Below are 19,137 nucleotides of genomic sequence, written 5' to 3' on the forward strand. Positions count from 1 at the left end.
CACGCCTGAAAACCCGATAACCACACCTGCGTGTCATTGAGCCACACTAAAGTATGACTGACGCGAGCAGTGCAACATCCCCTTGCACTAAACTCATGTATGAGAGACGACCTGACATCGGTCTGCTTATATGTGAGAAATAATGGCCGGTCGTTTATCTGCCTAGTGCTGCGACCCGCAATCCCCCGGCCCCATCCTGCGAAGCGAGTCGATGACCGCTCTGCGAGCAGCTAATCTCAAAGCTGAAAAAGATGTCTGGCCAGGCGCTCTCCACAAGACCCTTTAACTATCAAAACAGCGATTGCAGCGCCCCCTCTGGACCCTAGGCGTAACGGTAAACACCACCTAATGCTTCCACCCGATGGATATCAGCATGCAAATACTATGGGACGATGGCGAACGCACCTTCTGTCGCGAGCTACTGCACGATACATCCGATAATCGTACGGTGCTGGTGGCGCGCCCCATTAGCGAACAACCCCTTCCCGCCTGCCTAGGCCGCCTGGTTCACGAGTTTAGCCTAAGGGACAAACTGGATGATGCCTGGGCTGTTCGCCCCCTTGAGCTGGTTAGGGAAGGCGGGCTTATGCGACTGCTGCTGGCGGATCCGGGCGGCACGCCGCTAGTTAAACTGCTGGTGGCGCCGATGGCCGCCGAACCTTTTGTACGTATCGCAACGGGTATCGCCTGCGCTCTGGGCAAGCTCCACCAGCGAGGCCTGGTGCATAAAGACATCAAGCCCAGCCATATCTTGGTGAACTGTCCCGACGGCCAGATCCGTCTGACGGGCTTCGGTCTCACCTCACGACTACCCCGCGAACGCCAAGCCCCTGAAACCATCGCCGGCACCCTCGCCTACATGGCCCCGGAACAGACCGGGCGGATGAATCGTTCCATCGATTCACGCAGTGACCTCTATTCCTTGGGGGTCACCCTGTACGAGATGATCACCGGCTCGCTGCCGTTCACCGCCAGCGACCCGATCGAGTGGGTGCATTGCCATATCGCCAAGCAACCGCAACCCCCGAGCGCCCGGGTCGGAACCGTGCCCGAGATGCTCTCGCAAATCATTATGAAGTTACTGGCCAAGACCGCTGAGGAGCGGTACCAGACGGCCGCCAGCGTTGAACATGACTTGGGTCGTTGCCTAGCGGACTTGCAATCGCTGGGACGAATTCCCCTGTTTGCCCTAGGCGAGCAAGGCACCTCCGATCGCCTGCTGATCCCCGAAAAACTCTATGGCCGCGAGCAGGAGGTGTACACGCTGATCGCCGCGTTCGACCGGGTAATCGCCAGTAGCACGCCGGAACTGGTGCTTGTGACCGGTTACTCCGGCATCGGCAAATCCTCGGTGGTCAATGAGTTGCACAAAGCACTGGTGCCGCCGCGCGGAATTTTTGCATCGGGCAAGTTCGATCAATATCGACGCGACATCCCCTATTCGACTCTGGTTCAGGCCTTTCAAAGCCTGGTCCGTACCTTGCTGGGCAAGAACGACACGGAACTGGCGCAATGGCGCGAGGCATTGCAAACCGCGCTGGACACCAACGCGCGACTGATCACCGACCTCATCCCGGAACTCAGGCTGATCATTGGCGAGCCGCCGCCCGTACCCCCCCTTGAACCGCAACAGGCGCAACGCCGCTTTCTGTTGGTATTCAGGCGTTTCATCGGCGTGTTTGCCAAGGCGGAACATCCGCTTGCCCTGTTTCTCGACGACCTGCAGTGGCTGGACGCGGCGACGCTCGACCTGCTTGAGGACCTGCTGACCAACTCCGATGTGCGCCACCTCATGCTGGTAGGCGCCTACCGCAGCAATGAGGTAGATGACACGCACCCGCTGACCGGCAAACTTCAGGCGATTAGAAACGCCGGGGGCAAAATTGATGAAATCACGCTGGCGCCACTTGCCAAGGTACATATTGAACAGCTGATCGCCGATGCGATTCATGACGAATTGCCTCAGGTCGAACCCTTGGCCCAGTTGGTGCTGGATAAAACCGCCGGCAATCCGTTCTTCGTGATCCAGTTCTTGCAGACCCTCGCCGACGAGAAGCTGCTGACCTTCGATCATGGCGCACACCAATGGTGCTGGAACCCGGATCGCATCCACGCCAAAGGTTATACCGATAACATCGTCGACCTGATGGTCGGCCGATTGACCCGTCTGCCGCTGGAAACCCGGCAGGCGCTGCAACAACTGGCGTGCCTGGGCAACGTGGCCAGCAATACAGCACTGTCGGCCGTGCTGGGCATCCCCGAGAATCAGATTCGCACTGTGCTGTGGGAAGCCATTCGCCAGGAATTGGTCCAGCAACTGGAAGGGACTTATGGCTTCGCTCATGACCGAATTCACGAAGCTGCCTATTCACTGATTCCCATCGATACTCGCGCCCAGGCGCACCTGCGCATCGGCCGACTGCTCGCCGCTTTGACACCTGTGGCGGAGTGGGAAGACGCGATCTTCCAGGTCGTCGGCCAGCTCAACAGCGGCGCTACGCTGATCACGGACCGGGAAGAGCGCGATCAATTGGCCGAGTTCAACCTAACTGCCGGCCAGCGCGCCAAGGCTTCCACCGCCTATACTTCGGCGCTGAAGTACCTGACCAGTGGCGCGCAACTGCTGGACGATGCTGGCTGGACGCGGCGCCATGAACTGGCTTTTGCGCTCGAGCTCAACCGCGCTGAATGCGAGATGTTGACCGGGCAACTGTCGGCCGCTGACGAGCGTTTGATCCATCTGTCCACGCGCGCTGCCACCGTCATCGAACATGGCAGCGTTGCCTGTTTGCAAATGGACGTATACCTACTGCTCGATCGCAGTGACAGGGCTGTCACCGTCTGTCTCGACTACATGCGCCATGTGGGGGTTGATTGGTCGCCTCATCCGGGTGATGACGAGGTGCGCCGCGAGTACGACCAGATCTGGATATCACTGGGTAACCGCACCATCGAGCAGCTCATCGACTCGCCGATAATGCAAGACCCGGCCACTCTCATGACCGTCAGCGCCCTTGGTAAGCTGTTCCCGCCGGCCCTGCAGACCGACGACAACCTGGCCTGCCTGTCGATTTGCATGGCCATCAGCCTTAGCCTGGAAATGGGCAACGCGGACGCGTCCTGTGTGCACTATGCCAATGCGTTCCGGGTCGCAGGGCGGCGTTTTGGCGACTACCAGGCGGGTTTCCGCTTCGGTCAGTTGGCCTGCGAACTAGTGGATCGACATGGCTTGAAGCGCTTCGAGGCCAGCACCTACCTGTGCTTCTCCAATTTTGCCGTGCGTTGGATGAAACCTGTTGCGCAATGCCGCGCACTGCTGCGCCGATCCTTTATTGCCGCCAACCGGATCGGCGACCTGCCGTATGGCGCTTATGCAGGCAACAGCCAGTCTTCAGACTCCCTCTTCGCCGGTGAACCGCTATCCGATGTACAGAGCGAAGCCGAGCGGGGCTTGAAGTACGCCAGGAAAGTACGCTTCGGCCTGGTCAGCGATTTCATTGGCACGCAGCTTGGTTTTATTCGGATGCTTCGCGGCCTGACGCCGACGTTCGGCTGTTTCGACGACGGGCAGTTCGATGAGCACGCCACCGAAGCTCATCTGGCCAGTACCCCGGACCTGGCCTTGGCCGAGTGCTGGTACTGGGTGCGTAAACTTCAGGCCTGCTACCTCGCCGGCGATCCGCAGGCGGCCATGCGGGCAGCCGTCAAGGCCCGGCAATTACTCTGGACTTCTTACCTGTTTTTCGAGGAGGCCGAATTTCATTTCTATGACGCATTGACCCGTGCCGCCTGCTGCGACAGCCTCCCGATGGCGCAGCATGGGCAACACCTGATGGTGATAGCCGAACATCAGCGTCAATTCCAGGTCTGGGCCGAACAATGTCCGACCAATTTCGCCAGCCATGCCCTGCTCGTCGACGCTGAGATCGCCCGGATCGAGGGGCGTGTGCTAGAGGCTGAGCGTCTGTACGAGCGAGCCATTCATGCCGCGCAGAATAGCGGCTTCGTGCACATCGAAGCGCTGGCCAACGAGCTCGCGTCGCGTTTCTACGCCGCCCGTGGCCTGGAAAAAATAGCGCGGATCTATCTGCAGGATGCCCGCTATGGTTACTTGCGCTGGGGCGCCAACGGCAAGGTCCGGCAGCTTGAGGCACGCTATCCGTCGCTACGCACCGAAGCACAGGTGCTTGGCGCGACCACTACGATGGCCGCGTCGGTTGAACACCTCGACCTGGCTACCGTCATAAAAGTCTCGCAGGCCGTTTCCGGTGAGATCGTGCTGGAAAAGCTGATCGAGATAGTAATGCGCACCGCCATCGAACAGGCCGGTGCGCAGCGTGGCTTGTTGATCCTGTCGCAGTGCGGGGAGCACCGCATCGTGGCGCAAGTGACTGTAGCAGGACGTTCGACACTGCTGAGGGACGAGCCCATCAACGCGAGCCTGCTGCCGGAATCGATTCTCTACCATGTCTTGCGCACCCGCGAGAGCGTGTTCCTCGGCGACGCTGCGTCCCAGGCGCCATTCGCCACCGACCCGTATATCCGCCAGCACCGCGCCCGCTCCGTGCTGTGCATGCCGCTGATGAACCAGGCCGAACTGACCGGCGCGCTGTATCTGGAAAACAACCTCACCGCCCATGTGTTCAGCACGGATCGCATCGCCGTGTTGAAGCTGGTGGCAACCCAGGCCGCGATATCCCTGGAAAATGCCCGTTTGTACCGCGAGGTCCAAGAGCGTGAAGCAAAAATCCGCCGCCTGGTGGATGCGAACATCATCGGCATCGTGGTGTGGACCGACAACGGCGAAATTATCGAGGCCAACGATGCCTTTCTGCGCATGGTGGGCTACGAGCGAGCGGATCTGGAATCCGGCCTGCTGAGTTGGAGGGACCTGACGACGCCGCAATACATTGAGGTAAACGAGCGTTCCTTGGCCCAGGCTATTGCCACAGGCTACGCCCAACCCTACGAGAAAGCGTATTTCAAAAAGGACGGGCAGATCCTGCCGGTGATTGTCGGCCTAGCGATGTTCGAGGCAAACCGCAAAGAAGGCGTTGCGTTCGTTCTGGACCTGTCCGAGCGCAAACAGGCCGAAGAGAAAATACGTGAAAGCGAACGCCGTTATCGCGAGGTGCAAACCGAACTTGCCCACGCCAACCGAGTCGTGACCATGGGGCAACTCGTTGCGTCCATCGCCCATGAAGTCAATCAACCCATCGCCGCGACCATTCTCAACGCCAACGCGGCGATGCGCTGGCTCAACGCCCTGCCGCCGCAAATTGAAGAAGTGCAAAACGTGCTGGGCAGCCTGATCGCCGACGCCAATCGAGCGTCGGATGTGCTGGGGCGCATTCGTAGTCATATCCGTAAAGCGCCGCCGCAAAAGGAAGCGATGAACATCTGCGCAGCCATTGAAGAAATGATTGAGTTCACTCGAGGGCAGATCATCAAGAGCGGCGCCTCGATACAGATCCAACTTGCGGAAGCGTTGCCATGGATCGAAGGCGATCGTGTCGAACTGCAGCAGGTACTGCTCAATCTGATCATGAATGCCCTGGAGGCCATGAATGCCGTGAGCGAAAGCGAACGCCAGTTGTACATCAGTGCGGCGCTGGACGATACGGGCGACGTGTGGGTGAGCGTCAGTGACTCCGGGCCCGGGTTTGCCTCGGAAAACACCGAACAGATATTCGTTTCGTTCTACACCACCAAACCAACCGGCATGGGCATGGGCTTATCCATCTGTCGCTCGATCATCGAAGCCCATGGCGGCCGCCTGTGGGCCAGCGTCAATCGGCCCCGGGGCGCCACCGTGCAATTCACGCTGCCGGTGGCGCAATGCTGAAAGGGACGCTCTGCATTTGGTCGCCTGGCTCCACAGGGAATGCCCAGTACGGGCGGTGCTACAATTTTTCTGCCAAAAGCCTAGAGAATTAAGTATGAAAGGTAATTCCCCAACCAACGAGCCTCGCAACAGCAGCTCGATAGTATTCGTGGTGGACGATGACGCCTCCATTCGCCAGGCACTGAGCAATCTGTTCCGTTCCGCCGGCATCCGCGTCGAGACCTTCGCGTCCCCCGCAGAATATCTTCTGTACCCCAAGTCCGAAACCGCCAGTTGCCTGGTGCTCGATGTTCGGCTTCAAGGAAGCAGCGGCCTGGAATTCCAGCGTCAGCTGACCAGCTCCAATGTGAACACCCCCATCATTTTCATCACCGGCCATGGCGACATCGAGATGTCGGTCAAGGCAATGAAAGCGGGTGCCGTGGATTTCCTGGCCAAGCCATTTCGCGAACAGGACTTGCTGGATGCGGTGTCTGCCGCGCTGCAGACCGATATCAAGCGCCGGGAAACCGAACAGTTATCTTCTGACTTGCAAGACCGTTACCAGACCCTGTCGGCCCGAGAGAAAGAAGTCATGGCCCTTGCAGTGAAGGGCCTGATGAACAAGCAGATCGCCGGGCAAATGAACCTGAGCGAAATAACCGTGAAGATCCATCGCGGTCATGCGATGAAAAAAATGCAGGCCAAATCGTTCGCGGATCTGGTGCGCATGGCGGAGGCGTTGGGGCCTGGCGTGAATCATTGATGTCGCACCAGTCGGGTGCCCAATGAAGCAGAACGCTTCGCCGCCATGGCACCCGGATGAACGTCAAGAGGGCTTTCCATTGCGCCAGTAAAGGCGTGGCCCTCAATGATCAAGTGAAGACGTATGACCGCTATGGGTCGGAATCTGACCTTATTGTCTATAGTATCGACTGACACTCACGCCCCGAATGTTCATTTTGAAGGATCGCGAACGACTCTAGGTTGCTATTTCAGCCTTACGCTTGGGCTGAAGAATGGCGACACTCCAAATGACTCTAGATAGCTTGCTTCGAATTGTCCTTGCATCAAAACCTCACTCCTGCTGGGGTAGTGGCGAAGTATTTGATCTGCCATATCACGCAACTCAACGTTCAGAGTAATGTCTTGCGAAATTTCTCGCAAAAACACTCCGGCGGAAATCACCGCCCTAGTACGCTCGTTAGGCATCGTCATGGTTTTCCTATTTGCAAAGTGGTATTCAGAAGCTTAAAGGCGGGCATCCGGGCATATTGGGGGGAGCAAGCCATCCTTGATGGTAGCTGGAAGCACCGGTCATCAAGAAAGTTTAAATGATGCTGGCTAACTGGCGGCCGTCAGCCGGTCGCAAGCGCGTTTTAGGTGCATTTCAAATTTCCGCTTCTTGCCGGTGGGTGCCTGTCGCGATGGACTGCAATACACTTAAAGTTTACAGCCGTCCTCGACCCGAAACTTTGGCCTGCACGTCAGTGCACCGGTCATGACTGGGATCGAATATGTGTAAATCTAGCGATGTCTAGCAAAAATCGCTATATATCGCTAGATCTTCCTATATTTCGTTGACCTGTTCGGCCATTAGCCTCTTCCACCGTCCGCTTATGCCGTTCTCAGCCCGTCGCGACAGGCAGAAAACGGCCGATTCTGTTGAAAAAGTCGGTTCGCCCAAATGGCCTGAATATTGGCCAGTGAAAACGCCTCTTTTACACGCTGCTACGTGAAATCTGAGCCTGGAAGCCTCTGTGCCCAAAGTATAGATTTCAATCTCAGGCGCGTACTTTTCTGCCGTTGCAACCATGGCCAGCTTTTTCAACAGAGTCGGCCGTTCTCTGCAGTTCATTTCCATGCAGCTTGATGGTCAAATCCGATGAAAATGAGTGGTCAAGTCGAATGCAAATGCGTAGGCAAGTCTGTGCAATTACCTCCCCTGAAAAGAGCTTCTTTCTATGGCGAGCAATTCGCGATCGTATTCTCTGGCTGTGGCAGCCTGGAGGCAGTGCAGGTCGGAATGTTGCGAGCCCTCGCTGAAGCCAGTGTTCAATTCGACATGGTAGCGGGTGCCTCAGTGGAGCTATAAACAGGGCCTACTATGCCGCGAGGCCAAATGAATAGTGCGTCGAGGCGCTCGCCGACTTCTGGCGCGGACTGAATAACACGACATTTTCCCTATTTCCTGGCTCGATCCTGTCGAGGGCTGATCAATATGCGCTTTCACCTATCTGGCAAGCTACGAAATCACCGAAATTTGCTTTATGTGGAATTATGCAAAAATTCATAATTTCTCTCATTGTCTGTTTGGGCTATGAAACTGAAAGGTGCAAGGTGCTTGTAAGCCGACTCGGCAACACGCGTTGGGCCTAACTTTGCAGTTGGAAAGTTTAGGGGGAACTTCACATACCGCGTCAAACTAGCCTTAACAGTGGCTGAGGTCGCTAGTTGCTGCGGTGTCAGTCGCATTTATTTAGAAGTAGTCGCATTTATTTCTGAAAACTACAGCCGCCCCCCACGAGTGCAGGCCCGGAAGCCGAGTGATGGGGCTGGCGGAAGGGTCGTTGCGGCCAATGACTCAAGGGCGAGCAACTGACCACCGATTGAATCGCCGCCACTTCCAGCGCCTCAGACTCCGCCAGCGGGGGCAGCAAGCCCGGCAGACGACTCGCCAGCAGCGTCTTGCCCGTCCCTGGCGGCCCGCTGAACAGAAGATTATGAGCGCCCGCCGCCGCAATCAGCAGCGCACGCTTGGCGGCTTGTTGCCCCTGGACCTCGTTCAAGTCGGGGTAGGGTTTGCTGGCGTGAATCAAGCCATCGGAGACATAGGGTTCGACTGGCGTGTGCCCGTTGAAATGGGCGACGGCTTCCAGCAGATGATCCACCGCAATCACCTTCAAGCCGGACGCCAGGCACGCCTCCTCGGCATTCGCCCGCGGCACCATCAGCGAGCGCCCGGCCTTGCGCGCCGCCAATGCCGCCGGCAAGACGCCGCGCACGGCACGTACCGCGCCTGATAGCGCCAACTCACCCAGACATTCCACATCATCGAGCGTCAGCGTCGGCACCTGCACACTGGCCGAGAGAATCCCCAACGCAATCGCCAGGTCGAACCGCCCGCCATCCTTGGGCAAATCCGCCGGCGCCAGATTCAGCGTGATCCGCCTCGCCGGAAATTGCAGCCCCGAATTGATAATCGCACTGCGTACCCGATCCTTACTCTCTTTCACCGCCGCCTCGGGCAGGCCGACCATAGTCAGCGATGGCAAACCGTTGGCCAGATGGACTTCGACAGTGACAGCGGGTGCATCCACGCCAATCTGGGCGCGGCTGTGGACGATGGAGAGGGACATGGTCGTTCCTTGAGATGAATCGGGGCCGCTTCCTGCGGGTTTTTTGAAGGGTAGTTGGCGGAGGAGTTTCTGGCGGGGTGTTTGAGGAGGCAAACCTTCACTGGATGTTGCAGGTGCTAAGTCTGTAGGAGCCGGCTTGCTGGCGATAGCGATTGGTCAGGCGACAAATGTATCGACTGTACAACCGCGATCGCCAGCAAGCCGGCTCTTACAATTATTCGGTTTCTGCTGGTGGGCTTAGCTTCGCTTCCATCTCTGCGACCTTCGCCTCGAGTGCCTCCAGGCGTGCCCGGGTGCGCGCCAGCACGACCATCTGGCTGTCGAACTCTTCCCTGCTCACCAGGTCCAGCTTGCTGAAGCCGCTCTGCAACAGCGCCTTGAACTGGCTTTCGATTTCGCTTTTCGGCAGGGGGGTGTCGCCGCTGAAGAGGCGGGAGGCGGTGCCGGTCAGGGCGTCGAGGAAGTCTTTGGGCGCGAGCATGGGAAGAGGTCCTGATAACAATGGCGGGCAGTGTATCACGCAGTGTCTATAGTCATTTTCGCGGGCAAGGGATGCACGCTTTTCGCGCATGCGGACGGACGGCATCGCACCGTTGTTGTGCGTATCACGTTGGGTGTTGGAGTGAAGTTGTCGCCATCTGCAAGCAAAGGCTTGAAAACAGAGGATTTTGTGGAGATGGCAAGGTTTCTGCTTAGACGCTAGTGACCCATGCACTGATGCAGTCGCTGTGACGAATGCAGTGCGCCAGGCGAAACGGGGGAGTGTTTCGCAAGGAGCGGTTAACTGGCGTCGGACGGGCAGGTTAGAGCCGACGATGCGTTACAAAGCCAGGCACTGCGCTTAGACTTGAGACGGGTTTGTTTTCCTGGGGCAAGTCCACCAATTCGGGAGAGAGTTTTCATGAAGCTAGTCACTGCCATCATCAAGCCGTTCAAGTTGGACGACGTGCGCGAGTCGTTGTCCGAGATCGGCGTGCAGGGCATTACCGTTACTGAAGTCAAAGGCTTCGGTCGGCAGAAGGGTCACACCGAGCTGTATCGCGGCGCGGAGTACGTGGTCGATTTCCTGCCAAAGGTGAAGATTGATGTCGCCATTGACGACAAGGATCTCGACCGGGTTATCGAGGCGATAACCAAGGCCGCCAACACCGGCAAGATCGGTGACGGCAAGATCTTCGTGGTCAATCTGGAACAGGCGATTCGCATCCGTACCGGCGAAACCGATACCGACGCAATCTAAGCCGCCACAAACCCAACGCCCCAGGAGAAAACAATATGACTCTGCGTAAATTCGCAGGGCTAGGAGCCCTGTTGTCCATCGTAATGCCCAGCCTTGCTTTGGCGGCAGACGAAGTGGCGGCCCCAGTCCTCAACTCCGGCGATACCGCCTGGATGTTGACCTCGACAGCACTCGTGCTGTTCATGACCATTCCCGGCCTCGCGCTGTTCTACGGCGGCATGGTTCGGTCGAAAAACATTCTTTCCGTGATGATGCAGTGCTTCGCCATTACCGGCCTGATCAGCGTCCTGTGGGTCATTTATGGCTACAGCATCGCGTTCGACACCACCGGCATGGAGCAAGGCGTCGTCAACTTCAACTCGTTCTTCGGTGGCATGGGCAAGGCTTTCCTCGCCGGTGTCACGCCATCGAGCCTGACCGGCCCGGCGGCGCTGTTCCCTGAGGCGGTGTTCATCACCTTCCAGATGACCTTCGCCATCATCACCCCGGCGCTGATCGTCGGTGCCTTCGCCGAGCGGATGAAATTCTCCGCGATGCTGATCTTCATGGGCATCTGGTTCACCCTGGTTTATGCGCCGATCGCCCACATGGTCTGGTCCGGTAACGGCGGCCTGATGTGGGACTGGGGTGTGCTCGACTTCGCTGGCGGCACCGTGGTGCACATCAACGCCGGTGTGGCGGGTCTGATTGCCTGCCTGGTACTGGGCAAGCGCAAAGGCTTCCCGACCACCCCGATGGCACCGCACAACCTCGGTTACACCCTGATGGGCGCCGCGATGCTGTGGGTTGGCTGGTTCGGTTTCAACGCCGGTTCCGCTGCCGCGGCCAACGGCACCGCCGGTATGGCGATGCTGGTGACCCAGATCGCTACCGCCGCTGCAGCACTGGGCTGGATGTTCGCCGAATGGGTCACCCACGGTAAGCCAAGTGCACTGGGTATTGCTTCGGGTGTGGTCGCCGGTCTCGTCGCCATCACTCCGGCCGCTGGCACCGTTGGCCCGATGGGCGCACTGGTGATCGGTCTGGCTGCAGGCGTGGTGTGCTTCTTCTGCGCGACCACCCTGAAACGCAAACTCGGTTATGACGATTCCCTCGACGCCTTCGGCGTACACGGTATCGGCGGCATCCTCGGCGCGATCCTGACCGGTGTGTTCGCTGCACCATCCCTGGGTGGCTTCGGCACCGTGACCGACATCGCCGCACAAGTCTGGATTCAGTGCAAAGGTGTGGGCTTCACCGTGATCTACACCGCGATCGTCACCTTTATCATCCTCAAGGTCCTCGACGCCGTCATGGGCCTGCGGATCACCGAAGAAGAAGAGGCCGTCGGCATCGATCTGGCGCTTCACAACGAACGCGGCTACAACTTGTAAGCACGCGCATAAAAAACTTGCCCGGCTTGCCGGGCATTTTTTTGTCTGGAATTTGTCATTGGATGTGTGGCTGAAAGGTTTTTTCTGACAGCTTTGTGAACGTTTACGGCAGGCGTTTTTCTGCGGGCAATCGCTTACGCAATGGAAGGAATATTAGGGCCTTTGTTTTTTCCCAGAGCGCGCTAGAATGCGCCCCGAACGTGCGGAGAACTGTATGTGGCAACAGACTCTGATTACCCTGCGGGCGAGGCCCCGGGGCTTTCATCTGGTAACGGACGAGTTACTCGCCGGCTTGCCTGAACTCAAGGCGTGTCGGGTCGGTCTGTTGCATTTGTGGCTGCAGCATACCTCGGCGTCGTTGACCATCAACGAGAACGCCGATCCGGCGGTACGTCGCGACTTCGAACGATTTTTCAATCGTCTGATCCCACAAGGAACAGACGGCTATGAGCATAACGACGAAGGCCTGGACGACCTCCCGGCGCACTTCAAGGCCAGCGTGCTTGGTTGTCAGCTCAGTTTGCCGATCTCGGCAGGCCGACTGGCGTTAGGGACCTGGCAAGGCGTTTATCTGGGCGAGCACCGTGATCATGGCGGTGCTCGTAAAGTCCTCGCCACCGTGCACGGTGATGGGGCATAGCCGCTGGTCAGCAGCGGCTGTTGATTTTTTTCCGGCAGCCTTCGACAGAGGGCAAAGCTGGGCTATAACTAATCTGCTTTTCGCAAGTCATGAGGTAGAACATGAGCGACGATGATCTGGAAAACGACGACCTCGAAGTAGGCGACGAAGACGAGGCCGAAGAAGGCCTGGAAGCAGCAGCGGAAGACGTTGCTGACGACGACGGCGGTGATGCGCCCGCGCCGACTGCCAAAGGCAAAGCCAAGGCTGCGGTATCGGTCGATGAGCTGCCGAGTGTCGAAGCCAAGAACAAGGAACGCGATGCTCTCGCGCGGGCCATGGAAGAGTTTTTGGCCAAAGGTGGCAAGGTGCAGGAAGTGGAGGCCAACGTGGTCGCCGATCCGCCCAAGAAGCCTGACAACAAGTACGGCAGCCGGCCTATCTAAGGCTGCTCCGTGTTTGCTGAAAAAGCCCGCCGTCGCTGCGGGCTTTTTCATGGGTCAAACAAAATCCTTCGTAACCTTGTAGGAGCCGGCTTGCTGGCGATGGCGCCAGGTCAGGCAACATCGTTGTTGAATGATGAACCGTGATCGCCAGCAAGCCGGCTCCTACAGAGGTGATGCTGCGCTGGCATTCCAGAGCGCCAACAACGCCGGCAACTCGGTCAGGCTGCGGATTTGCGCATCTGGCGAACGGTCCGCCTCCCAAACCTTGCCCGCCGGGTTGAACCAGATTGCCCGCAGCCCCGCTTGCTGCGCCCCGGCAATATCATCACCCGGATGATCACCGATGTGCACCGCCGTCTCGGGCGTCGCACCACCACGCTGCAACGCCTCATGGAACAGCCGCGCATCAGGTTTGGCGATGCCGATGTCTTCGGCGCACAGTGCAAACTTGAAGTAGTCCGCAAGGCCCAGTCGACGCACATCGGCGTTGCCGTTGGTGACCACGCCGAGGGCGTAATGGTTGGCGAGGATCTCCAGGGTCGGTTCGACTTCTGGAAACACCTCGATCTGATGCCGAGCGTGCAGAAACACTTCGAAGCTCTTGTCCGCCAGGTCCGAGGCCTCTGCATGGGTGTAGCCGGACTCTTCCAATGCCTGGAACAGCACACGCCGACGCAGGGCGCTGATGCGATGCTTGAGGCCCGGTTCGCTGCTGAGGATGCGCTCACGAATGGCCCACAAATGCTCCACCGGCACCGCACCCAGATTGGGCGCGTGCTCGGTCAGCCATTCACGCAAAACGGCTTCTGCGCTGACGATCACCGGGGCGGTGTCCCACAGAGTGTCGTCGAGGTCGAAGGTGATCAACTGAATGCTCATGAATCGTCGCCTTTGATGCGTTTGGCCCGTGGATGGGCGCTGTCATAGACTGTGGCCAGATGCTGGAAGTCCAGGTGGGTATAGATCTGCGTGGTCTTGATGTCGGAATGGCCGAGCAATTCCTGCACCGCCCGCAGGTCCTGGGAGGACTCCAGCAAATGGCTGGCGAAGGAGTGACGCAGCATATGCGGGTGCAGGTTCTGCCCCAGTTCGCGTTCGCCGGCAGCCTTGACCCGCACCTGGATCGCCCGAGGCCCGAGGCGCCGGCCTTGCTGACTGACAAACACTGCATCGTCCGCCGGATTGGCCATCGCCCGCAGCGGCAACCATTGCTCCAACGCTTCGCGGGCCTTTTTTCCTACCGGCAACAGGCGGGTCTTGCTGCCTTTGCCGAGCACCTGGACCATACCGTCTGCAAGGTCGAGTTGATCAAGGTTGAGGCCGGTCAACTCCGAAAGCCGCAGTCCAGAGGAATAGAACAGTTCCAGAATCGCCTGATCGCGACGAGCGAGAAAATCATCCTCCACACCGCCCTCAAGCAGTTGCAACGCGCGGTCGGTGTCGAGGGTTTTCGGCAGGCGTCGTTCGCCCTTGGGCGGTGCCAGGCCGTTGGCCGGATCGTGGTCGCACAGGCCTTCGCGGTTCAGGTAGTGATAGAGCCCGCGCACTGCCGACAACAGACGCGCCAGGCTGCGTGAGGATTGGCCTTGGGCATGCAGGCGGGCAATCAGGCTGCGCAGGCGCTGAATGTCCAGTGCCGCCCAACTGCCGATGTTCTGTTTGACGCACCAGCCCAGGACTTTATCGAGGTCACGGCGGTAGGCCGACAGCGTGTGCGGCGACACCTGCCGCTCACTGCGCAGGTGTTCGCAGTAAGCGTCCAGTTGCCGTTCCATGTTCAGCGTACCGAGCGCAGGGAGCTGTTGACCCGTGGCAGCACGCGGCCCATGACTTCGGCGATGTAGCTCAGGAACAAGGTGCCCACCGAGCTTTTGTAATGCTGCGGATCACGGCTGGCGATGGCCAGGATGCCGTGGATGCCTTGATGGCTGATGGCGACGACGGCCGTGGAGCCAATCTGTTTGCGCTGTTCTTCGCCGAACAAAAAGTCCAGCTCATGTTCACGCAGGCTGCCACTGACGCTTTTGTCTTCGAGCAGCAGGCCACCGATGGCCACTTGGGCCTCGGCGTGAGTGACCCAGCGGCCCACCGGCATGGCGTTGTCGCCCAGCAGGATGAGGCTGACGAAGGGCACCTGGAAATCCTGGCGCAGGCTGTCTTCGACGCAGATCACCACGTCTTCCAGGCTGGTGGCATCCATCAGCGCGAGAATCAGGCGGCGGGTCTTGTCGAAGAGGCGGTCGTTGTCGCGGGCCACATCCATCAAGTGCGACAGACGGTGACGCAGTTCGATGTTGCGGTCGCGCAGGATGGTCATCTGCCGCTCCACCAGCGAAACGGTGTCGCCGCGCCGGTGGGGAATGCGCATTGCCGGTAGCAATTCTTCGTACTCGACGAAGAAGTCCGGATGAGCCTCCAGGTACGCGGCGACTGCCGCCGCTTCCAGGCTCTCGGACGCAGATTCGTCGGACTGTCGGGCTGGTACCTGTGGCTTGTCGGTCATGGCTTTGGCTCACTCAAAGACGTACTTGTCCTTCGTATACGCGGACTGCCGGGCCGGTCATCAGCACCGGTTGGCCAGGGCCTGCCCACTCAATGGACAGGCGCCCGCCAGGCAGGTCGATCAACAACGGCGAATCCATCCACCCCTGACTGATCGCGGCTACTGCCGCGGCACAAGCGCCGGTGCCGCAGGCCTGGGTTTCCCCGGCACCGCGTTCCCAGACGCGCAACTGCGCGCGGCCCCGGTCGATGACCTGGAGAAAACCGACGTTGACCCGCGCCGGGAAGCGCGGGTGATGTTCGATTTTCGGCCCCAGTTCATGCACGGGTGCATTGTTGATGTCACTGACCCGCACGACGGCATGGGGATTGCCCATGGACACGGCGGCCAGCTCGACCGGCGTACCGTCGACGTCAACCTGATAACTTATCGCCTGCTCCGGTGCCTGGAACGGAATATCCGCCGGTACCAGGCGCGGGGCGCCCATGTTCACGCCGATCTGGCCGTCGCTACGAACGTCCAGTTCGATGATGCCGCCTTTGGTCTCGACGCGAATCTGCCGCTTTGCGGTCAGGCGCTTGTCGAGGACGAAGCGGGCGAAACAACGCGCACCGTTGCCGCATTGTTCCACTTCGGACCCATCGGAATTGAAGATCCGATAGCGAAAATCCACATCCGGGTTGCTCGGCGCTTCGACGATCAGCAATTGATCGAAACCGATGCCGGTGTGCCGATCGCCCCATTGCTTGGCATGCTTGGGCAGAATATGCGCGTGCTGGCTGACCAGGTCGAGGACCATGAAGTCATTGCCCAGGCCGTGCATTTTGGTAAAACGCAGCAGCATGGCTTACTCCGGCAGCAGGCTTTCGCCAGCAAACAACTCGGCTACCGTCTCACGGCGACGCACTTCAAATGCCTGATCACCGTCCACCAACACTTCAGCGGCACGGCCGCGGGTGTTGTAGTTGGAACTCATGACAAACCCATAGGCGCCAGCCGAATGCACGGCCAGCAGGTCGCCTTCTTCCAGGGCCAGTTCACGCTCCTTGGCCAGGAAGTCGCCGGTTTCGCAGATCGGGCCGACGATGTCGTAGGCGCGGGCAGCGGCGGTACGCGGGCGCACGGCGGTGACGTCCATCCAGGCTTGATACAGCGCCGGGCGGATCAAGTCGTTCATGGCCGCATCGACGATGGCGAAGTCTTTGTGCTCGGTGTGCTTGAGGTACTCGACCTGGGTCAGCAGTACGCCGGCGTTGGCGACGATGAAGCGGCCCGGTTCGAACACCAGCGCCAGGTCGCGTCCGTCGAGACGCTCGCGCACGGCCTTGATGTAGTCGGCAGCCAGTGGCGGCTCCTCGTCCTTGTATCGCACGCCCAGGCCACCACCGAGATCGATGTGGCGCAGGTAAATGCCACAATCGCCGAGGCGGTCGACCAGGCCCAGCAGGCGGTCGAGGGCGTCGATGAACGGCGGCAGGGTGGTCAGTTGCGAACCGATGTGGCAATCGACGCCGACCACTTCCAGGTTCGGCAACTGCGCGGCACGCACGTACACGTCTTCGGCGTCGGCGATGGCGATACCGAACTTGTTCTCTTTGAGACCGGTGGAAATGTACGGGTGGGTGCCGGCATCGACGTCCGGGTTCACGCGCAGCGAAATCGGCGCGCGAACGTTCAGCTCGGCGGCAACCACTTGCAGGCGTTCCAGTTCGTCGGTGGATTCGACGTTGAAGCAGTGCACGCCGACTTCCAGGGCGCGACGCATGTCGTCACGGGTCTTGCCGACGCCGGAGAACACGATCTTGTCGGCGCTGCCGCCAGCGGCCAGAACGCGCTCCAGCTCACCACGGGAAACGATGTCGAAACCGGCGCCCAAACGCGCCAGGACATTCAGTACGCCCAGGTTGGAGTTGGCCTTGACCGCAAAGCACACCAGGTGCGGCATGCCGGCCAGCGCATCGGCGTAAGCCAGGTATTGAGCTTCGATGTGCGCGCGCGAGTAAACGTAGGTCGGTGTACCAAAGCGATCAGCGATAGCAGACAGGGCAACACCTTCCGCGAACAGTTCACCGTCACGGTAGTTAAAAGCGTCCATGATGTTCCCTTATTGGTAGACGTCGTGCTTGTGTGCCTTGGACGGCTGCTTTTGCGAGGACTGTGCCTGCTCTGCAGGGTCCTGGCTGTCGTCCGGCAGATACAACGGGCCTTTTTGACCACAGGCCGACACGAGACAGGCGACCGCGAGGAGCGCGGCAAGGGAAGAGATCAGGCGCTTCATGGCGAAATCCTTGAAAATGCATTAATTGCGCCGGAGTATACCGGCCACCCGGCAGCTTGCCTATGCGAGGGGGCTCCCGTCCGGCGGGGCTTGGGTGGATGCAGGTAAGTCGTGCGCAATCCATTGTGGGAGAGGGCTTGTGTGGCGAGGGAGCTTGCTCCCGTTCGGCTGCGAAGCAGACGCAATGCTTTTGGGGCCACTTCGCGACCCAGCGGGAGCAAGCTCCCTCGCCACGCAAGCGGGCTCCCGCAGGAACAGTGTTTGATGTACCTATAGCATCGCTTGGTCGTTATCCTTTGCAATCGACAGGGCGCGCCCGTATCTTGCGGCGCTTGAGCCTGATCAGACATTTTTTGAGGTTGCCGCAATGAGTTTGTCCGAAGCCCGTTTCCACGATCTGGTCGACGAAACCCAGGAAAAACTGGAAGACATCTTTGACGAAAGCGATCTGGATATCGATCTGGAGAGCTCGGCCGGTGTGCTGACCGTCAAGTTCGAGAATGGCACCCAGTTGATCTTCAGTCGCCAGGAGCCTCTGCGTCAGCTGTGGCTGGCGGCCGTATCCGGTGGTTTCCACTTCGATTACGACGAAGAAAGCGAGCGCTGGATGTGCGACAAGAGCGAAGAGCAACTGGGCGAAATGCTTGAGCGCATCGTCAAGCAGCAGGCCGGTGCCGAATTCGATTTCGAAGGCCTGTGAGATCGTGACCCAGCCTGCACCTGTGCGCCCTCCCAAGCCGCTCTACAGCAATGTCAGTCCTGCGGTGCCGTCGCCGTGCAGCGGTGTGTGTCGCCTGGATGAGCAAAAAGTCTGCCTGGGCTGCTTTCGCCATGTCGAGGACATCCGCGAATGGCGCTCGGCGGATGATGAGCGTCGACGGGTGATCTGCACCCAGGCCGCGCACCGCAAAGCCAACACCTGACCCGCAACAAATACGGGCTCCGGGCCATGGCTTGTATATTTTTTGAGCTGTGATAGTGTCCGGATACGCCTCAACCCATCGAGGCTTGTGAAAACCCCGCCTTCTTCTGGCGGGGTTTTGCTTTTTTCGCGCAGAAGAAAGGAGTCTGCCCTGATCATGACCGCACCTTCCATCACCCTTACCCGTCTGGACGTTCAGCGTCTGGAGCGTCTGATCGACAGCCTGGATGACACGCTGCCGGGCGTTATCGCGCTGCAAACCGAACTGGATCGCGCCGATACTCTGGTCGGCCACGATGAAGTGCCCGCCGATGTCGTGACCATGAATTCCCGTGTGCATTGCCGCGAAGAAAGCAGTGGCAAGGATTATCACCTGACGCTGGTGTACCCCAAGGATGCCAATGCCGATGAAGGCAAAATTTCCATTCTGGCGCCGGTCGGCAGTGCCCTGCTGGGCCTGAAGGTCGGTCAGCATATCGACTGGCCGGCACCGGGTGGCAAGACGCTGAAGCTGACCTTGCTGGAAGTCGAATCGCAGCCAGCCCTCGGTGGCCATTTCCCCGAATGACGCCC

General features: G+C 59.2%; 17 protein-coding genes and 2 pseudogenes. 10 read left to right on the forward strand and 9 right to left on the reverse strand.

The window, feature by feature from the left end:
- The first annotated feature begins 373 nt into the window (after window positions 1-373).
- Together KHO07_RS00815 and KHO07_RS00820 are read left to right on the forward strand one after the other, a co-directional pair.
- The gene (locus KHO07_RS00815) at window positions 374-5,845 is read left to right on the forward strand and encodes an AAA family ATPase (RefSeq protein ID WP_212626258.1); all 5,472 of its coding nucleotides are present in this window, start codon (window positions 374-376) and stop codon (window positions 5,843-5,845) included.
- Between the two features lie 94 nt (window positions 5,846-5,939).
- Window positions 5,940-6,590 carry a response regulator transcription factor gene (locus tag KHO07_RS00820; protein ID WP_212626259.1) on the forward strand — a complete coding sequence of 217 codons (651 nt, stop codon included), beginning with the start codon at window positions 5,940-5,942 and terminating at the stop codon, window positions 6,588-6,590.
- Between the two features lie 224 nt (window positions 6,591-6,814).
- Here KHO07_RS00820 and KHO07_RS29410 read toward each other — a convergent pair whose 3' ends face one another.
- On the reverse strand, window positions 6,815-7,042 hold the full coding sequence (locus KHO07_RS29410; RefSeq protein WP_348532534.1) for a BPSL0761 family protein: 228 nt from the start codon (window positions 7,040-7,042) through the stop codon (window positions 6,815-6,817).
- Between the two features lie 727 nt (window positions 7,043-7,769).
- Here KHO07_RS29410 and KHO07_RS29075 point away from each other — a divergent pair.
- Window positions 7,770-8,042: pseudogene (locus tag KHO07_RS29075) on the forward strand (patatin-like phospholipase family protein); the annotation flags it as partial.
- A gap of 295 nt (window positions 8,043-8,337) precedes the next feature.
- On the opposite strand, the pseudogene KHO07_RS00825 reads toward KHO07_RS29075, so the two are convergent.
- Window positions 8,338-9,183, reverse strand: a pseudogene (locus KHO07_RS00825) (magnesium chelatase domain-containing protein); the annotation flags it as partial.
- Between the two features lie 214 nt (window positions 9,184-9,397).
- Window positions 9,398-9,664: an accessory factor UbiK family protein gene (locus KHO07_RS00830; protein ID WP_075946470.1), complete on the reverse strand. Its 267-nt coding sequence runs from the start codon at window positions 9,662-9,664 to the stop codon at window positions 9,398-9,400.
- Between the two features lie 420 nt (window positions 9,665-10,084).
- Here KHO07_RS00830 and glnK point away from each other — a divergent pair, with 420 nt between their 5' ends.
- The 4 genes from glnK to sutA all read left to right on the forward strand — a co-directional run bounded on the left by glnK (window position 10,085) and on the right by sutA (window position 12,861).
- Window positions 10,085-10,423, forward strand: a complete 339-nt coding sequence (glnK, locus tag KHO07_RS00835; RefSeq protein ID WP_002555808.1) for a P-II family nitrogen regulator — start codon at window positions 10,085-10,087, stop codon at window positions 10,421-10,423.
- Window positions 10,424-10,458: 35 nt separating this feature from the next.
- Window positions 10,459-11,796 (forward strand): ammonium transporter, encoded by a 1,338-nt coding sequence (locus KHO07_RS00840; RefSeq protein WP_046818496.1) that lies wholly within the window; start codon window positions 10,459-10,461, stop codon window positions 11,794-11,796.
- A gap of 214 nt (window positions 11,797-12,010) precedes the next feature.
- Complete coding sequence (locus tag KHO07_RS00845) at window positions 12,011-12,436, forward strand: secondary thiamine-phosphate synthase enzyme YjbQ (protein WP_075946468.1); 426 nt, start codon at window positions 12,011-12,013, stop codon at window positions 12,434-12,436.
- Window positions 12,437-12,537: 101 nt separating this feature from the next.
- The gene (sutA, locus tag KHO07_RS00850; RefSeq protein WP_150705529.1) at window positions 12,538-12,861 is read left to right on the forward strand and encodes a transcriptional regulator SutA; all 324 of its coding nucleotides are present in this window, start codon (window positions 12,538-12,540) and stop codon (window positions 12,859-12,861) included.
- Between the two features lie 162 nt (window positions 12,862-13,023).
- Here the strand turns inward: sutA and KHO07_RS00855 are convergent, their stop codons facing one another.
- From KHO07_RS00855 to KHO07_RS00880, 6 genes are read right to left on the reverse strand one after another with little or no spacing between them, the layout of a single operon-like run.
- On the reverse strand, window positions 13,024-13,740 hold the full coding sequence (locus tag KHO07_RS00855; RefSeq protein WP_150734036.1) for an HAD-IA family hydrolase: 717 nt from the start codon (window positions 13,738-13,740) through the stop codon (window positions 13,024-13,026).
- Window positions 13,737-14,636: a tyrosine recombinase XerC gene (gene xerC, locus KHO07_RS00860; protein ID WP_015097341.1), complete on the reverse strand. Its 900-nt coding sequence runs from the start codon at window positions 14,634-14,636 to the stop codon at window positions 13,737-13,739. Before xerC ends, KHO07_RS00855 begins: the two co-directional genes overlap by 4 nt.
- A 2-nt stretch (window positions 14,637-14,638) precedes the next feature.
- Window positions 14,639-15,364 carry a DUF484 family protein gene (locus tag KHO07_RS00865; protein WP_150734037.1) on the reverse strand — a complete coding sequence of 242 codons (726 nt, stop codon included), beginning with the start codon at window positions 15,362-15,364 and terminating at the stop codon, window positions 14,639-14,641.
- A 13-nt stretch (window positions 15,365-15,377) separates the two neighbouring features.
- The gene (gene dapF / locus KHO07_RS00870) at window positions 15,378-16,208 is read right to left on the reverse strand and encodes a diaminopimelate epimerase (RefSeq protein ID WP_212626260.1); all 831 of its coding nucleotides are present in this window, start codon (window positions 16,206-16,208) and stop codon (window positions 15,378-15,380) included.
- 3 nt (window positions 16,209-16,211) lie between these two features.
- The gene (gene lysA / locus KHO07_RS00875; protein WP_150734039.1) at window positions 16,212-17,459 is read right to left on the reverse strand and encodes a diaminopimelate decarboxylase; all 1,248 of its coding nucleotides are present in this window, start codon (window positions 17,457-17,459) and stop codon (window positions 16,212-16,214) included.
- A 9-nt stretch (window positions 17,460-17,468) separates the two neighbouring features.
- Window positions 17,469-17,642 (reverse strand): lipoprotein, encoded by a 174-nt coding sequence (locus KHO07_RS00880; protein ID WP_075946461.1) that lies wholly within the window; start codon window positions 17,640-17,642, stop codon window positions 17,469-17,471.
- A gap of 367 nt (window positions 17,643-18,009) precedes the next feature.
- Here KHO07_RS00880 and cyaY point away from each other — a divergent pair, with 367 nt between their 5' ends.
- The 3 genes from cyaY to rnk all read left to right on the forward strand — a co-directional run bounded on the left by cyaY (window position 18,010) and on the right by rnk (window position 19,132).
- The gene (cyaY, locus tag KHO07_RS00885; protein ID WP_150734040.1) at window positions 18,010-18,342 is read left to right on the forward strand and encodes an iron donor protein CyaY; all 333 of its coding nucleotides are present in this window, start codon (window positions 18,010-18,012) and stop codon (window positions 18,340-18,342) included.
- A 4-nt stretch (window positions 18,343-18,346) separates the two neighbouring features.
- On the forward strand, window positions 18,347-18,565 hold the full coding sequence (locus tag KHO07_RS00890) for a DUF1289 domain-containing protein (RefSeq protein WP_212626261.1): 219 nt from the start codon (window positions 18,347-18,349) through the stop codon (window positions 18,563-18,565).
- A 156-nt stretch (window positions 18,566-18,721) separates the two neighbouring features.
- Window positions 18,722-19,132: a nucleoside diphosphate kinase regulator gene (gene rnk / locus KHO07_RS00895; RefSeq protein ID WP_150734042.1), complete on the forward strand. Its 411-nt coding sequence runs from the start codon at window positions 18,722-18,724 to the stop codon at window positions 19,130-19,132.
- Window positions 19,133-19,137: the final 5 nt, after the last annotated feature.

This window comes from Pseudomonas sp. PP3 (assembly GCF_905336995.1).
GTDB classification, from domain to species: Bacteria; Pseudomonadota; Gammaproteobacteria; order Pseudomonadales; family Pseudomonadaceae; genus Aquipseudomonas; species Aquipseudomonas reinekei.

Coding starts and splice junctions, on each gene's coding strand:
- KHO07_RS00815 (WP_212626258.1), top strand. CDS start 374: ATGCAAATACTATGGGACGATGGCGAACGCACCTTCTGTCGCGAGCTA.
- KHO07_RS00820 (WP_212626259.1), top strand. CDS start 5,940: ATGAAAGGTAATTCCCCAACCAACGAGCCTCGCAACAGCAGCTCGATA.
- KHO07_RS29410 (WP_348532534.1), bottom strand. CDS start 7,042: ATGACGATGCCTAACGAGCGTACTAGGGCGGTGATTTCCGCCGGAGTG.
- KHO07_RS00830 (WP_075946470.1), bottom strand. CDS start 9,664: ATGCTCGCGCCCAAAGACTTCCTCGACGCCCTGACCGGCACCGCCTCC.
- glnK (WP_002555808.1), top strand. CDS start 10,085: ATGAAGCTAGTCACTGCCATCATCAAGCCGTTCAAGTTGGACGACGTG.
- KHO07_RS00840 (WP_046818496.1), top strand. CDS start 10,459: ATGACTCTGCGTAAATTCGCAGGGCTAGGAGCCCTGTTGTCCATCGTA.
- KHO07_RS00845 (WP_075946468.1), top strand. CDS start 12,011: ATGTGGCAACAGACTCTGATTACCCTGCGGGCGAGGCCCCGGGGCTTT.
- sutA (WP_150705529.1), top strand. CDS start 12,538: ATGAGCGACGATGATCTGGAAAACGACGACCTCGAAGTAGGCGACGAA.
- KHO07_RS00855 (WP_150734036.1), bottom strand. CDS start 13,740: ATGAGCATTCAGTTGATCACCTTCGACCTCGACGACACTCTGTGGGAC.
- xerC (WP_015097341.1), bottom strand. CDS start 14,636: ATGGAACGGCAACTGGACGCTTACTGCGAACACCTGCGCAGTGAGCGG.
- KHO07_RS00865 (WP_150734037.1), bottom strand. CDS start 15,364: ATGACCGACAAGCCACAGGTACCAGCCCGACAGTCCGACGAATCTGCG.
- dapF (WP_212626260.1), bottom strand. CDS start 16,208: ATGCTGCTGCGTTTTACCAAAATGCACGGCCTGGGCAATGACTTCATG.
- lysA (WP_150734039.1), bottom strand. CDS start 17,459: ATGGACGCTTTTAACTACCGTGACGGTGAACTGTTCGCGGAAGGTGTT.
- KHO07_RS00880 (WP_075946461.1), bottom strand. CDS start 17,642: ATGAAGCGCCTGATCTCTTCCCTTGCCGCGCTCCTCGCGGTCGCCTGT.
- cyaY (WP_150734040.1), top strand. CDS start 18,010: ATGAGTTTGTCCGAAGCCCGTTTCCACGATCTGGTCGACGAAACCCAG.
- rnk (WP_150734042.1), top strand. CDS start 18,722: ATGACCGCACCTTCCATCACCCTTACCCGTCTGGACGTTCAGCGTCTG.